The 13,039-nt window shown below is 70.9% G+C and carries 15 protein-coding genes; 5 read left to right on the top strand and 10 right to left on the bottom strand.

Annotation, left to right across the window (positions count from 1 at the left end):
* Positions 1 to 38: 38 nt before the first annotated feature.
* Positions 39 to 1,028: a hypothetical protein gene (locus tag B1729_RS03250; RefSeq protein WP_163617855.1), complete on the top strand. Its 990-nt coding sequence runs from the start codon at positions 39 to 41 to the stop codon at positions 1,026 to 1,028.
* Between the two features lie 30 nt (positions 1,029 to 1,058).
* Here B1729_RS03250 and B1729_RS03245 read toward each other — a convergent pair whose 3' ends face one another.
* Genes B1729_RS03245 through B1729_RS03225 form a run of 5 tightly spaced genes read right to left on the bottom strand, consistent with a single transcriptional unit; the run spans position 1,059 to position 6,417 of the window.
* Positions 1,059 to 2,126: a 1-acyl-sn-glycerol-3-phosphate acyltransferase gene (locus B1729_RS03245; RefSeq protein ID WP_163617854.1), complete on the bottom strand. Its 1,068-nt coding sequence runs from the start codon at positions 2,124 to 2,126 to the stop codon at positions 1,059 to 1,061.
* A complete protein-coding gene (locus B1729_RS03240) occupies positions 2,126 to 3,022 on the bottom strand; it encodes a patatin-like phospholipase family protein (protein WP_163630656.1) in 897 nt (298 codons plus the stop codon). Before B1729_RS03240 ends, B1729_RS03245 begins: the two co-directional genes overlap by 1 nt.
* Before the next feature lie 47 nt (positions 3,023 to 3,069).
* Entirely contained in the window at positions 3,070 to 4,017 is a 948-nt protein-coding gene (locus B1729_RS03235; protein ID WP_163617852.1) for a glycine betaine ABC transporter substrate-binding protein, read from the bottom strand.
* Between the two features lie 19 nt (positions 4,018 to 4,036).
* Positions 4,037 to 5,029, bottom strand: a complete 993-nt coding sequence (locus B1729_RS03230) for an ABC transporter permease subunit (protein WP_239525870.1) — start codon at positions 5,027 to 5,029, stop codon at positions 4,037 to 4,039.
* Entirely contained in the window at positions 5,026 to 6,417 is a 1,392-nt protein-coding gene (locus B1729_RS03225; protein ID WP_239539348.1) for a glycine betaine/L-proline ABC transporter ATP-binding protein, read from the bottom strand. The genes B1729_RS03230 and B1729_RS03225 overlap by 4 nt, the downstream gene beginning before the upstream one ends.
* Positions 6,418 to 6,799: 382 nt before the next feature.
* Between B1729_RS03225 and B1729_RS03220 the strand changes: the two genes are divergently transcribed.
* Genes B1729_RS03220 through B1729_RS03210 form a run of 3 tightly spaced genes read left to right on the top strand, consistent with a single transcriptional unit; the run spans position 6,800 to position 8,810 of the window.
* Entirely contained in the window at positions 6,800 to 7,192 is a 393-nt protein-coding gene (locus B1729_RS03220) for a GntR family transcriptional regulator (RefSeq protein ID WP_163617850.1), read from the top strand.
* Entirely contained in the window at positions 7,189 to 8,118 is a 930-nt protein-coding gene (locus B1729_RS03215; protein ID WP_163617849.1) for an ABC transporter ATP-binding protein, read from the top strand. The genes B1729_RS03220 and B1729_RS03215 overlap by 4 nt, the downstream gene beginning before the upstream one ends.
* A complete protein-coding gene (locus tag B1729_RS03210; protein ID WP_163617848.1) occupies positions 8,115 to 8,810 on the top strand; it encodes a hypothetical protein in 696 nt (231 codons plus the stop codon). The genes B1729_RS03215 and B1729_RS03210 overlap by 4 nt, the downstream gene beginning before the upstream one ends.
* Before the next feature lie 86 nt (positions 8,811 to 8,896).
* Here the strand turns inward: B1729_RS03210 and B1729_RS03205 are convergent, their stop codons facing one another.
* On the bottom strand, positions 8,897 to 9,190 hold the full coding sequence (locus B1729_RS03205) for a chorismate mutase (protein WP_163630652.1): 294 nt from the start codon (positions 9,188 to 9,190) through the stop codon (positions 8,897 to 8,899).
* Positions 9,191 to 9,330: 140 nt separating this feature from the next.
* On the opposite strand from B1729_RS03205, the gene B1729_RS03200 reads away from it, so the two are divergent.
* Positions 9,331 to 10,533, top strand: coding sequence for an AI-2E family transporter (locus tag B1729_RS03200; RefSeq protein ID WP_163617846.1), 1,203 nt, complete (start codon positions 9,331 to 9,333; stop codon positions 10,531 to 10,533).
* Positions 10,534 to 10,626: 93 nt separating this feature from the next.
* Here the strand turns inward: B1729_RS03200 and B1729_RS03195 are convergent, their stop codons facing one another.
* Genes B1729_RS03195 through B1729_RS03180 form a run of 4 tightly spaced genes read right to left on the bottom strand, consistent with a single transcriptional unit; the run spans position 10,627 to position 13,032 of the window.
* Entirely contained in the window at positions 10,627 to 11,517 is an 891-nt protein-coding gene (locus B1729_RS03195; RefSeq protein ID WP_163630650.1) for a helix-hairpin-helix domain-containing protein, read from the bottom strand.
* Positions 11,514 to 12,038 carry a hypothetical protein gene (locus tag B1729_RS03190; RefSeq protein WP_163617844.1) on the bottom strand — a complete coding sequence of 175 codons (525 nt, stop codon included), beginning with the start codon at positions 12,036 to 12,038 and terminating at the stop codon, positions 11,514 to 11,516. Before B1729_RS03190 ends, B1729_RS03195 begins: the two co-directional genes overlap by 4 nt.
* Entirely contained in the window at positions 12,035 to 12,820 is a 786-nt protein-coding gene (locus B1729_RS03185; protein WP_163630648.1) for a 4Fe-4S single cluster domain-containing protein, read from the bottom strand. Before B1729_RS03185 ends, B1729_RS03190 begins: the two co-directional genes overlap by 4 nt.
* Positions 12,817 to 13,032, bottom strand: a complete 216-nt coding sequence (locus tag B1729_RS03180; protein WP_163630646.1) for a DUF2997 domain-containing protein — start codon at positions 13,030 to 13,032, stop codon at positions 12,817 to 12,819. The genes B1729_RS03185 and B1729_RS03180 overlap by 4 nt, the downstream gene beginning before the upstream one ends.
* Between the last annotated feature and the right edge of the window lie 7 nt (positions 13,033 to 13,039).

The following is a 13,039-nucleotide window of genomic DNA, read 5'->3' as shown; positions in this document are numbered from 1 at the left end:
CACGACACAGCGGTCCGCGAGGCCGTTAGCATGACAGGGTGGAGCCGTTCTTCGAGTTCCTGCGCGACTTCTGGTGGCTGGCCTTCCCTGCGTTCGGCCTTCTTGCCGCCTTTGGAAACGCGTGGGAGCAGAGCACGAGACGCCGGCATAAGCGGCGTCTCGAGGTCATGCACGCGAAGGCCGAGCTCAAGGCCGCACAGGCCGCGGCACGGGGCAAGGCGGTTCCGGCGGCATCCCTGCCTTCCGTCGACGCCGGCTCGATCACCCAGAGCGTGAGCGATGAGGTCGCCGCAGGCAGAGGGGCCGCCGCCCCGGTGCGCGAGACCCAGACCACCCAGCTCGAGCGTCTCTTCGCGACGCATGACGCCGTCACGGCGCGCTGGCTCGAGTACGAGCTCGACGTCGCCAAGATCATCGCGTTCCCCGCGATGAGCGACGGTCGCCAGCCGCTCACGGCGGCGTTCCTGCGCGCCAAGCGCATCGCCGACGGGCTGCGACCGGCATCATCCAAGGCGCGTCCGTCGAAGGAGCAGCTCACCGAGTACCGCAACGCCGTGGCCGACTTCGAGGTGGCATTCGACGTCGCCGAGCGCGACGCCCGGCGCCTGCGCGACTCGAGCTTCACCGAGGTCGAGCGCAAGCGGCTCGACACCGCCAAGAAGCTTCTCACCGTCGCCATCGACGAGGCGGCCACGCCGGCGGAGCGCCAGCTCGCCTACCGGCGCGTGCGCGAAGAGCTCGACGGGCTCATCTCGATCTCGGACGAGGCGATCGAGGTGCTCGAGAGCAAGGTGATGCTCGAGCTCGGACCCACCACGACGCCGACACCGGCCGCAGCCACGCCCACATCCGAACCCGTCGCACCCGGGGCATCCCCGCCGACGACGACGCCGGAGCCCGTTGCCGAACCGCTGCCCGCGCCGAGGCGCCCGAGCACGACTCCGCCCGCGGCCACCCAGTGGCCCATTCCGTCACGCGGCACCGGCGACATGCCCGGCCGTGTGACGCACCCCAAACCCCACCGCTGAGCGCCCGCACACACCAGTCGCCGCGCGCGGTCAGGCGCTGACCACGGGCTGCGCGTCGATCCACGCGTCGATGCGTGCGAACCAGTCGAACAGCCAGGCGGCGCGGGCCTCCAGGTCTTCGGGCACGTCCGCACGGGGGACGCGCCAGGCGCGCATCGTGATGCCCTTGTCCATCGGCAGCTCGCGCCAGATGTCGCGGAGGGTGACGAGCCGGTCGAGGCCGGTGTGGGCGATGAAGACGACGTCCGCGTCGGGGGCGGCATCCAGCGCAGCGTGCATGCCGCCAGGCTGCGGCGCCATGACGTGCCGCAGCGCCTCGGCCCGCACGGCCATCGCCTCGCGCCCGGCGGCGCGCAGACGGTCGATCCGCGAGCGGCGCCGGGTGGGGCTGACGTTGCCGCCCTCCGGGAAGATGACGAACGCGTCGTCGGGTCCGAGTCCCGCCGCCAGCGCGGTGAGCGCCTCCTCCACGCGCAGGCCCCCGCCGATGTGACGGTTCCCGAAGCCGGTCGGCACGATGAACCGCGACGGCACGCGGTGCAGCAGGATGTCGACCGCGGGGTCCCACTGCAGCGTGTACTTCAGCACGATGCGCGGCTGCCGGGCGACGTCGTTCAGCAGCGTGTGGATCAGGATCAGCGAGTCGCCGGGTCCCCCGTGCCGGCTGGCGACGACCAGCGGGGTCCTGGAGGAGAAGAGCCGCTCGAACGCGGCCCGGCCCGACGCCGCCTCCCCTCCATCGGCCCCCGTCGTGGTGATGGTGAGCCGCAGCACGCCGCCGAAGATCCGGAACAGCACCCGCAGCCCCCAGCCGGCGAGGCGATAGTGGGCGGTCACGAAGCCCGGCCGGCGGAGCGCGTACCCGAACCCCGAGCCGATCCACAGCCCGAACATCACGATGACGAGCATGGCGTCCCACAGCAGGTACACGGTCACGAGCCAGAGCACGCGGGGCAGCCGAAACCGGCCCGGCACAAGCGACGTGAGGGCGAGCGCGACGAGCAGCCACACCGGCGTCAGCACCAGCATGACGAGGGCCGCGACGATCACGAGCGGCGCCAGCAGGATGCGGCGCACCCAGGTCGGCGGCACGCCCATCAGGCCTCGCCCTCACCGCGGGCGGTGTCGTCCCCGCGGAGCGCGTCGCCGCCTCGGGCGGCCTGCTCGCCGCCGAGGCCCCGCTCGGCCAGGAACGACCGGCTCGCATCGTAGGCGGCGTCGATGCGCCGGCGGACGGTGGCCATGCGGCGGTACGACATCAGCGCATCGTCGCCGTCAAGCCCGCCGCCGCTGGGCAGCACGTGAAGGGCGACGCCCTCCGGCAGCGTGGCGACGTCGTGGGCGTACCTGTAGCGGCGTGCGATCTCGAAGGCCACGCGCGCGGTGTCCACCGCCGACTGCGGCGCGACGAGCGGCGTCTCGATGCGGCCGACCTGCAGCACGAAGACGGTGCGGGCTCCGGCATCCACCGCCTGAGCGATCGGGATCGAGTTCACGATGCCGCCGTCGATGAAGTGCTCGTCGCCGATGCGCGTCGGGGGCAGCAGGCCCGGCACCGACGCCGACGCGAGGATCGCCTCCACCAGCGGGCCCGACTCGAACACGTGCTCGGCGGCGCGCTCGATGCTCGCGGCGACCACCCGCAGGCGCACCGGCAGGTCCTCGAAGCGGGTGTCTGCGCCGAGCGACCGCTCGAGAAGGTGCCGCAGCGGCGCCGGCGAGTTCAGGTGCGTCTTGGTCTTCACGAGCCGCGTGAACTGCGCGAAGAACGAGTCGCCGTAGACGGCGTTCGCCGCCGGCGAGGTCCACGCGTCGAGGAGGCGGTCGACGACGGCGGGCGTCGGGTCGCTCGCGACGAGCGCGCCGTTGATGGCGCCGATCGAGGTGCCCACGACGAGATCGGGACGGATGCCGGACTCGAGGAGCGCCCGCAGCATGCCGATCTCGACGGCGCCGCGGACGCCCCCACCGCCGAGAACGAACGCCACCGTCATGCCCACACCCTATTTCGGGTGCGGGGCCGCGGCAGAGATTCCCAGGGTCAGCGCGTGAGGCCGTCGACCCAGTCCCGGTTGTCGGCGATCCACTCCGCCACGACGGGGCCGTAGTCGTCGCCGTCGTACGCGCCGAACATGGCGTCCTCGAGGGAGTACAGCAACTCGTTGTCCATGCGGAAGTCCTCGAGCCAGCGCGAGACCTCGGGCTGCTCCTCGACGAACGCGGTCGAGGAGACCGTGTGGATGCCCTCCGCGTCGCCGAGCAGGCCGTCGGGGTCTTCGAGGTCCTTGATCGGGAACGCGTTGTACGCCCAGTGCGGGCGCCAGAGGGTGACGGCGACATTGCGCCCGGCTGGGCCCCCGCCGCCCGAGGCTCCGGGCGACGCGCCAGCGGCGTCTGGAGAGGCAGCGGGGACCGTCGCGGCCTGCAGCTCGGTGAGCATGGCAGGGGTCGAGGCGGTCACGAAGTCCATGCCCTCGAGGCCGTACCCGGGGATGACGTCGTCCTGGGTCACGGTGACGAGGCCGGATCCGGCCTCGATGCCGACCAGGCGGTTGCCGAACAGATCGGCGTTGGCGGCGAGCTCGGTCAGGGAGTCGATGGGGGCGTCCTCGTTCACCGCGATGGTGAGCTTCGCCTCGTCGTTCCAGGCACCCAGGTCGACGAGGTCGTCGCCGTAGGTGTCCATGTAGTCGGCGTGCGTGAGCGGCAGCCACGTGTCGAGCGTCAGGTCGTAGTCGCCCTGCGCGATGCCCGTGTAGGCCGCCGCGGGGTCGGCGTAGGCGAGCTCGACGGTGTACCCCTCTTCCTCGAGCACGGCCTTCCACAGCTCGGACGCGGCGATGCCCTCGTCCCAGCCGTTGAAGACGGCGATGGTCAGGTGGCCCTTGCCGGCATCGCCGGCGCCGGTCTGCGCGAGGGCGCCGGTCACGAGCAGTCCGGCGGTGCCCGCCAGGGCGATGCCGGCGGCGATGATGCGTCGCGTGATCATGTCAGTCCTCTCGGGTCGGTCAGACGTGGGCGGGCTCGGGTCGCGCGGACGGCGCGTCGTCGGGGACGGATGCCGCTGCCTCGGTGGCGGGTAGGCCTCCGCCGACGGTCACCGGGCGTGCGGCATCCGTCTCCGCGTCCGGAGTCTCACTCGCAACGGCGGCGGCGCGGCGAACCGTGCGCGGGCGCGGCGTGGAGAATCCGGACGTGACACGGTCGAGGATCATCGCGAGGATCACGACGGACAGGCCGGCTTCGACGCCGAGGCCGATATCGATGCGGCTGAGGCTCTGCACCACCTGTCCGCCGAGACCGCCGGCGCCGACCATGCCGGCGATGACGACCATCGACAGGCTCAGCATGATCACCTGGTTCACGCCGGCCATGATGCTCGGAAGCGCCAGCGGCAGCTGGATCTGCCGCAGGATGCGCCCGGGCGAGGCGCCGAACGCGTGACCGGCCTCGACGATCTCGGGGTCGACACCGCGGATGCCGAGCTCGGTCAGGCGCACGCCGGGAGCGAGGGCGAACACGATGGTCGCGACCATGCCGGGCACGGGCCCGACGCCGAAGATCAGCATCGCCGGGATCAGGTAGACGAACGCGGGCATCGTCTGCAGGAAGTCGAGGACGGGGCGCAGCGCGGCCGACACACGGTCGTTGCGCGCCGCCCAGATGCCGAGGGGAACGGCGATGGCGATCGCCACCGCGGCTGCGAGGATCACGAGGGCGAGCGAGTCCATCGCGTTGGCCCATTGCCCGACCGCGACGATCACCAGCAGTCCGACGGCGCTGCCGATAGCGAGCAGCATGCCCTTCGACCAGTATGCGAAGGCGGCGATCACGAGGATCACGACCCAGAACGGCGGGGTCGACAGGGACGCGTCGAGCCAGCCGTAGAGGCCGTTGAAGATGAGGGCGACGACGTCGAAGAAGCCGCCGAGCACGTCGATCATCCAGCGGACGGCGGTCTCGACCACATCGCCCAGCGGGAGGCGGAAGACATCGTTCATCGGGCGGCTCCCTCGGTCGTGGCGCGGGCATCGGTCGTGGCTCGGCTCCCGGTTGCCGGACGGGCGCCGGGCGCGGCGACCGCCGTCGGTGCGGCCGAGCGGGAGAGCAGCGCGGCCACGGGCTGCTCGACCGCCGCGAGCGTCTGCGTGATCTCACTCGCCGGCACCGTGGCCGGCAGGTCGATGACCGGGTTCTCGCGGGTGACCGGCGGCACGTTGCCGAGTGCGGCCAGCAGGGTCACACGGGGGATCGCGCCCACGAGGCGGCCGGCGTCGTCGACGACGGCGACGGGCACCGGGCGCTCCACGGCGCGCTCAACGACATCCGTCAGCGGGTCGTCGACGTGCACGGCCGCGTGCGCAGTGTGCACGATCGCGCGAAGGTCCGTTCGACCGTCCTTGACGGCCCGGATCACCGCGCGGTCGGTCACCGTGCCGAGGAACCTGCGGTTCTCGATGACGGACACGGAACCGACCTGCAGGTCGCGCATCACCCGCAGCGCTCCGCGCACGCCGGCACCCACCGGCGTGGTCGCGGCGGGCGGCGCCATGACGGAGCCGGCGGTGAGCACGCGGGCCCGGTCGACATCCTGCACGAACTGCGCGACGTAGTCGTTCGCCGGGTCGGTGAGGATCTCCTCGGGCGTCCCGTTCTGGACGATGCGGCCGTCGCGCATCACGGCGATGCGGTCGCCGAGGAACATCGCCTCGTTGAGATCGTGCGTGATGAACACGATGGTGCGTCCGAGCTCGCGCTGCAGCTCGATGAGCTGCTCCTGCATCTCGCGCCGGATGAGCGGGTCGAGGGCCGAGAACGCCTCGTCCATGAGCAGGATGTCGGTGCCCGAGGTGAGCGCCCGGGCCAGTCCCACGCGCTGACGCATGCCCCCCGAGAGCTCGTCGGGCATCGCGTCGGCGCGGTCGTCGAGCCCGACCTTGCCGAGGATCTCGCGCGCCCGGTCGCGTCGCTCGTCGCGCCCGACGCCCTGGATCTCGAGCGCGTAGGCGGCGTTGTCGAGCACCGTCAGGTGGGGCAGCAGCGCGAAGTGCTGGAACACCATCGAGACGGAACGCTGGCGGATGCCGCGCAGCGCCTTCGCCGAGGCCTTGGTGACGCTCTGCCCCTGCACGAGCACGTCGCCCGCGGTGGGCGGGAGCAGTCCGTTGAGCATGCGCAGCACGGTGGACTTGCCGGAGCCGGACAACCCCATGATGACGAAGATCTCTCCCGGCTGGACGGTGAAGCTCGCGTCGATCACGGCGGCCGAGCCGGCGTCCGCGACGTCGGCGCGCGTCGCGCCGGTGCGGAGCCGCCGGACGGCGTCCTTGGGGTTTCGTCCGAAGACTTTGAAGAGGCCCTTCGCCTCGATGGCAGGAGGAAGCGTCACTGTGTGCACCTCGGCAGCTTCCGTGCAGAAGCTGCAGCGGTTGCGCCCGGGTGGCGGCCGTACACGCAGCGGATGTCGGATCCGCGCGTCGGCCGCCGACCATACGTTCACCGGTCTGACGCCCCGTGAGGACGTCACCCGTGACCGCGGACTGGTCGGGAACAGCCCCATGAGGGGCCTGATCCACCGTTTCACGACGGCCCGCGGCCGGGCAAATTGGACAGGCGTCTGCTCGCTGGGTAGGTCGCGCACGCGCGATATCACGGCGCGCGCGGTGCTGGGCCGTGACGCTGACGGACGCGCGGCGACTTGCGGCACTTGACATGCCGACCGCTGCCATGGTTAGTTACTCAAGTAAGTAACCAACCCACTCAGGAGTGTCGTGATCGAAGAAGGCCGTGCCCTGTTCCTCCAGGTCGCAGAGAGCGTCGAGGACTCGATCATCGACGGCTCACTCGCCCCCGAGGCCCAAGCGCCGTCCACCAACGAGCTCGCCGCCTTCTACCGGATCAACCCCGCCACCGCCGCGAAGGGAATCGCCATGCTGACCGACAAAGGCGTGCTGTACAAGCAGCGCGGCATCGGGATGTTCGTCACCCCTGGCGCACGGGATCTGCTGCTCGCCGAGCGCCGCAACGCGTTCGCCGACCGCTTCGTCGATCCGCTGCTGGCGGAGGCCCGCAAACTCGGGCTCGGGCCCGACGACCTCGCTCTGCTCATCCGCGACCGTGCCGGCGCGCACGCCGCGACAACCATGGAAGGAAGCACACGATGACGACCGGGATGCCCGTCATCGAGGTGAAGGGCCTCACCAAGCGCTACCGCGACGTCGTCGCGGTAGACGACGTGAGCTTCACGATCGAGAAGAACACCATCTACGGCCTGCTGGGGCGCAACGGCGCCGGCAAGACCACCGTCATGTCGATCCTCACCGCGCAGAACTTCGCCACGAGCGGCGACGTGCGCGTGTTCGGCATGAACCCCTACGAGAACGCGAAGGTGCTCTCGCGCCTGTGCTTCGTGCGCGAGAGTCAGAAGTACCCCGACGACGCGCTCGCGAAGCACGCCTTCGCCACGGCACGCCTGTTCTTCCCGAACTGGGACCAGGACTTCGCCGACCAGTTGATCGAGGACTTCCAGCTGCCGGCGAAGACGCGCATCAAGAAGATGTCGCGCGGACAGCTCTCTGCGGTCGGCGTGATCATCGGCCTCGCCGCCCGTGCCGAGGTCACCTTCTTCGACGAGCCCTACCTCGGCCTCGACGCCGTCGCGCGGCAGATCTTCTACGACCGGCTGCTCGAGGACTACACCGAGCACCCCCGCACCGTGATCCTGTCGAGCCACCTGATCGACGAGGTGTCGAACCTCATCGAGCGCGTGCTCGTCATCGACCGCGGCCGGATCATCATGGACGAGGCGACCGACTCGGTGCGCGACCGCGCCGCGAACATCGTGGGCGACGCGTCCGCCGTCGACGCGTTCGTCGCGGGCCGCCAGGTCATCCACCGCGAGCGCCTGGGCAATGTGGCATCCGTCACCGTCCTGGGCGCCCTGTCGCTCGCCGACCGCGAGCGCCTCGATGCCGCCGGGCTCGACGTCGCACCGGTGTCGCTGCAGCAGCTCATCGTGCGCACCACCACGGCGCACGGGCAGGACGCCGGCGAAGCAGCATCCACCCTCGACGAAGGAGCTCTGCGATGAACCGCACCGTCAACGTCGTGCGCATGCAGCTGATCAACAAGCAGACGTTCGTCTGGGTGCCGCTGATCGTCCTCGGCGCCTCGTTCGCCATGTCGATCGTGATCTACGCGATCCTCTACAGCTCCGGCCTGCCCGGGCCCTTCTACGGCGGCGGCTCGCAGGCGCCCCTGTGGGTGCTGCTGTTCGTGGGGATCTCGTCGCTGACGCTCACGTTCCCGTTCTCGCAGGCGATGAGCGTGACGCGGCGCGAGTTCTTCTTCGGAACCATGCTGGCGGCCGCGATGTGCGCGGTGCTGCTCGCCGCGGTCTTCGCCATCGGCGGCCTCGTCGAGGAGGCGACGAACGGCTGGGGCATCAACGGCTACTTCTTCGCACTCGACTGGGTCGTGTCGCGGGGAGCGCTCGGCGCCGCAGCCTTCTACTTCGTCATGGCGATGCTCATCTTCATGCTGGGGTTCTGGTCGGCGACCGTGTACAAGCGGTTCGGCGCGCTGTTGCTGACCCTCATCTGGGTGGGCGTCGCCGTGGTGCTGCTGCTCGCCGTCTGGGCGATCACGCGCTGGGAGATGTGGGCGGACGTCTGGACGTGGTTCGTCGTGCAGGGCCCGCTCGGGTTCGCCCTCGGCGGTCTCGTCCTGACGCTGGTCCTCGGCGGGATCTCGTACCTGACCCTGCGGCGCGCGGTGCCGTAGAGCCTCTCCGGGCCTCGGGCTTCCGCCCGGAGAGCGGATGCCCCGACCGGGCTGTGCGCCGGGTCGGGGCATCCGTCATTCAGGTCTCAGCGGCTGTCGGCGGCCTCGGTATGGTGGCGGATGACCTCTGCCACGATGAAGTTGAACCACTTCTCGGCGAAGGCGGGGTCGAGGTCGGCCTCTTCGGCGAGGCGGCGCAGGCGGGCGACCTGCTGCTCTTCCCGAGCGGGGTCGGAGGCGGGCATGCCGTGCTCGGCCTTGAGATGGCCCACCTGCTTGGTGGCCTTGAACCGCTCGGCCAGGAGATACACCAGGGAGGCGTCGATGTTGTCGATGCTGCTGCGCAGACGCCGCAGCGTCGCCGTCGGATCCTCGGTCATGCAAACCTCCTCGCGACGACGATACCCGAGCCGCGCGACCCGACCGCGCCGGCTCGACCCTGCGGGGCGGCGTCCCCCGATCAGCACGAAATCTCGGCTCCTGTCCGTCCGTGTGCCCGCCCGCCCCTAGAGTGTGACGCATGACCGACGCCTCGTCCTCGCTCGGCGCGAGCGCCACAGAAGCCGCCGACCCGCTCGCCGTCGATCCGGCCGCGGGCACCGACGCCGTCGGCGATGCTCCCGCCGCCGACGGCACAGTTCTCGCCAGTCCCACGGATCGGTCGGCGAAGCCGTTCTGGGCGCGCCTCGACAGCCCCTTCACGGTCGGCTTCCTGCTCACCTTCGGCGGACTCGCTGCCGCCCTGCTCGGGCTCGCGCTCGTCAACATCTCGACGGTGATCATCTACATCGCCTTCGCGATGTTCGCCGCGCTGGGGCTCGATCCCGTCATCAAGTGGTTCGTCCGCCACAACGTCAAGCGCGCGTGGGCGATCACCATCGTCTTCCTCGCCTTCGGCGTCGTGCTGATCGGCCTCATCCTGCTCGTCGTCCCGACGCTGGTGGAGCAGATCGGGGCGTTCATCACCGGCATCCCCAATACGATCGACAACTTCGAGGACTCCGACTTCTTCCACTGGCTGGAGGGGATCTTCGGCACCGGCCTCGGGACGCTGGTCACCGACGTCGAGAAGTGGATCACCAACCCCGCGAACATCGCCGCGATCTCGGGCGGGCTGCTGAAGGTCGGCGCCGGCATCGCCACGGCGATCTCGGGCGGCCTCATCGTGATCGTCCTGACCCTCTACTTCATCGCCTCGCTCCCCGGCATCAAGGAGTCGCTCATGCGGTTCGCTCCGGCGCGCAACCGCGTGAAGGTGCGGTCGATGACCAATGAGATCACCGACTCGGTCGGCAGCTACCTCATGGGCATGGTGGTGCTGGCGTTCTTCAACTCGATCGTCGCCTTCCTGCTGCACTTCTTCCTGCAGCTGCCGTTCCCGCTGCTGATGGGCGTGCTGGCGTTCGCGATCACGATCATCCCGCTCGTGGGTCCGGTGCTCTACTGGATCACCGCGTCGGTCCTCGCGCTGTTCACGAGCCCACTGTCGGCGCTGATCTTCGCCATCGCGTACCTGATCTACATCCAGATCGAGGCGTACGTGATCACGCCCAAGGTGATGAGCAAGGCGATCGAGATCCCCGGATCCCTCGTCGTCATCGGCGCGCTCATCGGCGGCACGCTGCTCGGCCTCCTCGGCGCGCTGGTCGCGGTGCCGGTGACCGCATCGATACTGCTGATCATCAAACAGGTCTTCATACCGAAGCAGGACGCCAAGCTCTGACGCGGGTCGCCCCCCTCGCCGGGTCGCGGTCGCGCGATCCCGGTCGATTCGGGTGACGGATGCCGCGGCCCGCGGCATCCGTCATTCCCGGCCTCAGTAGTCGACGCGACGACCGAAGCGGCGCTCGCCCCGCGGGCGGGGCGAGCAGGTCGCGGCTTTGCGCAGCCGCACGATCTCATGCGGCTGCAGGCCCACGGCCTCGCCGAAGTCCTCGACGGACGTGAAGCCGCCCTGCGCTTCGCGCTCCTTGACCGCCCGGCGCGCACGCGAGCGGGTCATGCCGGGCAGCTCCTCGAGCTCGGCGGCGGGGGCGGTGTTGACGTCGATCGGCGCCGGGGCGGGGGCGTCGCCCTCGAGGTAGTCGGAAGGCGACGCGCCGGCCGCCGCCGCGAGCCGGTCCGCTTCGTCGGCCCTCGCCCGGGATGCTTCGTCGGCCTTCGCCCGGGACGTCTCGTCGGCCTTCGCCCGCGAAATCTCGTCGGCCGCCGCCTCGGCCTTCGCCTCGGCTTCGGCCTTGGCGGCCGCGCGGGTGGCAGCCGCGCGTGAGCGCCGCGACGCACGCGAGGTGGGCTTCCTCGTCGTGCTCGTACCTGAGCCCGACGAGCGACCGGAGCCCGTCCCGCCCGTCCGCGACGCGGCGTCACCACTCCGGCCCGCTCCGTCGAGGCGCCGCTGCCACATCGTGCGGAGCCATCCCGGATTCACCATGAGGGCGACGAGCATCCCCGAGAGGTAGACGATCCCCCGGACGAGCGGCTGCCACTGTCCCCAGATCTCGAGGCTCACCAGGATCGCGGCCGCGCCCCACACCACGGCGAGGATGAGAAGGCGCCGGCTGCGCGATGCGACCCCGATGATCGAGAAGCCGAGCCAGGTGACGATCGGTCCGGGAATGACCGTCAGCAGCATCCACGAGCTCATGCCGAGCATCCACGCGATGCTCGGGGCGTCCTTCGCGGTGCCCATGCGGGTGGAGGTGCTCATGCGTAGTCCTTCACGTCGAGCACCATCGTGACGGTGTCGTCGCCGTCGCGCGTCTCGGAGACGAGCTCGAAGCCGGCGGATGCCGCGCGCTCGCGGATGCGCGCCGCTACCGACTGCTGCACCCGCAGTGCATAGGCGGCGTCCAGCCGCTCGACCAGTGCCGCGGCATCGGCCTCAGCGAGCTCGAGACCGTCCGGGCGCCGGAAGTGCGCGCCCCAAACCCCTTCCGGGGTGCGCGTCATCGTGAGCTCGACGCCGTCGATCACCGCGGCGAGGTCGTCGCCCTGCCGCGTGAGCTCCGTCGCGCCGATGTCGCGCAGCGCGTCGCCGAGCAGGTCGGGGTCCTTCATGCGGGTGCGCACCGAGATCGGGCGGGGACCGTTGTCGGCGGTGGCGTCCGTGCCGGCGCGGTCGTCGTCGCGCACCCCGCCGGTCTGCGAGAGCGCGCCGATGCCGCCGGCGGCGGTGATCGCGGTGACGGCGGCGAGCGCCGCGGGGATCAGGATCAGCGACACGCTCATCGCGCGGCCTCCGCTCTCGTTCGTGCACGTGATCCCGCCGCGACCTGCGCAGGGCTGTCGGCGCGCGGGCCCAGGTCGTCCAGCAGGGCGGCGAGCGCGGCATCCGTCGCCCAGCCGTTCACCGCGACGGTGCCGTCGCGGGCGATCCGCACCTCGATCCGGTCGGCGCCGCGGTCGGTGGCGATGCGGCGCACGTCGTCGGCGTAGCGATCGGTGAGCGCGCGGATGCCCTGGTTGCGCGAGCCCACCCAGGGGCGCGCCACGTCGGGCAGACCGCGCAGGTACGGCCCGTCGCAGAGGAGGTCGGTCGCCTCGAGCAGCCCGGCGATGTCGTCGCGACCGCCCGCGGCCCACGCGGTGAGGCGGTCGAGGGGGTAGCCGGTGAAGGTCATGACGCCGAGGCCGGCTGCGCGGAAGGCGCTGGCGATGGATGCCGCAGCCCCCGCCTGATCGAACGGCTCGCCGCCGAGCAGGGTCACGCCCTCCGCCCCGGCCGCCGTCGCACGCTCGACCCACTCGGAGGCGAGCGCATCCGAGTCTCCGACGAGTCCGCCGCGGTCGGCCCACAGCTGCGGGTTGAAGCACTCGGGGCAGTGCACGGCGCACCCCTGCAGCCAGACCGCGGCGCGCACCCCCGGCCCCTCCGCCTCGGTAGCCGCGAGGAACCGCGACCAGCGCAGCGTGGGCGCCATCCCCCGGGACGTCCGACGCACCGGCTCGACCGTGCCGAGGAGCGAGGTCTCGCCGCCGACGCCCGGTGACTGCATGACGACGGGTGTCATGAGGCGCCGTCCTTTTGCTCGGCCTCGAGCCGGGTTCGGCCCTCCACCGACGCGGTCGTGTAGTCCTCGGTGAAGCGCGACGAGACGGTCTCGGCGTCGAGCAGCGCCTCGAGCGCCTCGATGTGATCCAGACACTCCGCCCCGTGCATGCCGATCGTCTCGGCGTCGACGGTGCCGTCGGCGCGGAGCCTCACCACGAGCTGCTTGGCCATGATCTGG

Origin of the sequence: Microbacterium sp. B35-04 (genome assembly GCF_010634885.1) — a bacterium.
GTDB lineage: Bacteria > Actinomycetota > Actinomycetes > Actinomycetales > Microbacteriaceae > Microbacterium.
The sequence above is the reverse complement of the archived record's forward strand: the minus strand, read 5'-3'. Positions and strand labels throughout refer to the sequence as shown.

Excerpts from the sequence above, each read along its gene's own strand:
- B1729_RS03245 (WP_163617854.1), bottom strand. The coding sequence starts at position 2,126 with ATGGGCGTGCCGCCGACCTGGGTGCGCCGCATCCTGCTGGCGCCGCTC.
- B1729_RS03240 (WP_163630656.1), bottom strand. The coding sequence starts at position 3,022 with ATGACGGTGGCGTTCGTTCTCGGCGGTGGGGGCGTCCGCGGCGCCGTC.
- B1729_RS03235 (WP_163617852.1), bottom strand. The coding sequence starts at position 4,017 with ATGATCACGCGACGCATCATCGCCGCCGGCATCGCCCTGGCGGGCACC.
- B1729_RS03230 (WP_239525870.1), bottom strand. The coding sequence starts at position 5,029 with ATGAACGATGTCTTCCGCCTCCCGCTGGGCGATGTGGTCGAGACCGCC.
- B1729_RS03215 (WP_163617849.1), top strand. The coding sequence starts at position 7,189 with ATGACGACCGGGATGCCCGTCATCGAGGTGAAGGGCCTCACCAAGCGC.
- B1729_RS03210 (WP_163617848.1), top strand. The coding sequence starts at position 8,115 with ATGAACCGCACCGTCAACGTCGTGCGCATGCAGCTGATCAACAAGCAG.
- B1729_RS03205 (WP_163630652.1), bottom strand. The coding sequence starts at position 9,190 with ATGACCGAGGATCCGACGGCGACGCTGCGGCGTCTGCGCAGCAGCATC.
- B1729_RS03200 (WP_163617846.1), top strand. The coding sequence starts at position 9,331 with ATGACCGACGCCTCGTCCTCGCTCGGCGCGAGCGCCACAGAAGCCGCC.
- B1729_RS03195 (WP_163630650.1), bottom strand. The coding sequence starts at position 11,517 with ATGAGCACCTCCACCCGCATGGGCACCGCGAAGGACGCCCCGAGCATC.
- B1729_RS03190 (WP_163617844.1), bottom strand. The coding sequence starts at position 12,038 with ATGAGCGTGTCGCTGATCCTGATCCCCGCGGCGCTCGCCGCCGTCACC.
- B1729_RS03185 (WP_163630648.1), bottom strand. The coding sequence starts at position 12,820 with ATGACACCCGTCGTCATGCAGTCACCGGGCGTCGGCGGCGAGACCTCG.
- B1729_RS03180 (WP_163630646.1), bottom strand. The coding sequence starts at position 13,032 with ATGGCCAAGCAGCTCGTGGTGAGGCTCCGCGCCGACGGCACCGTCGAC.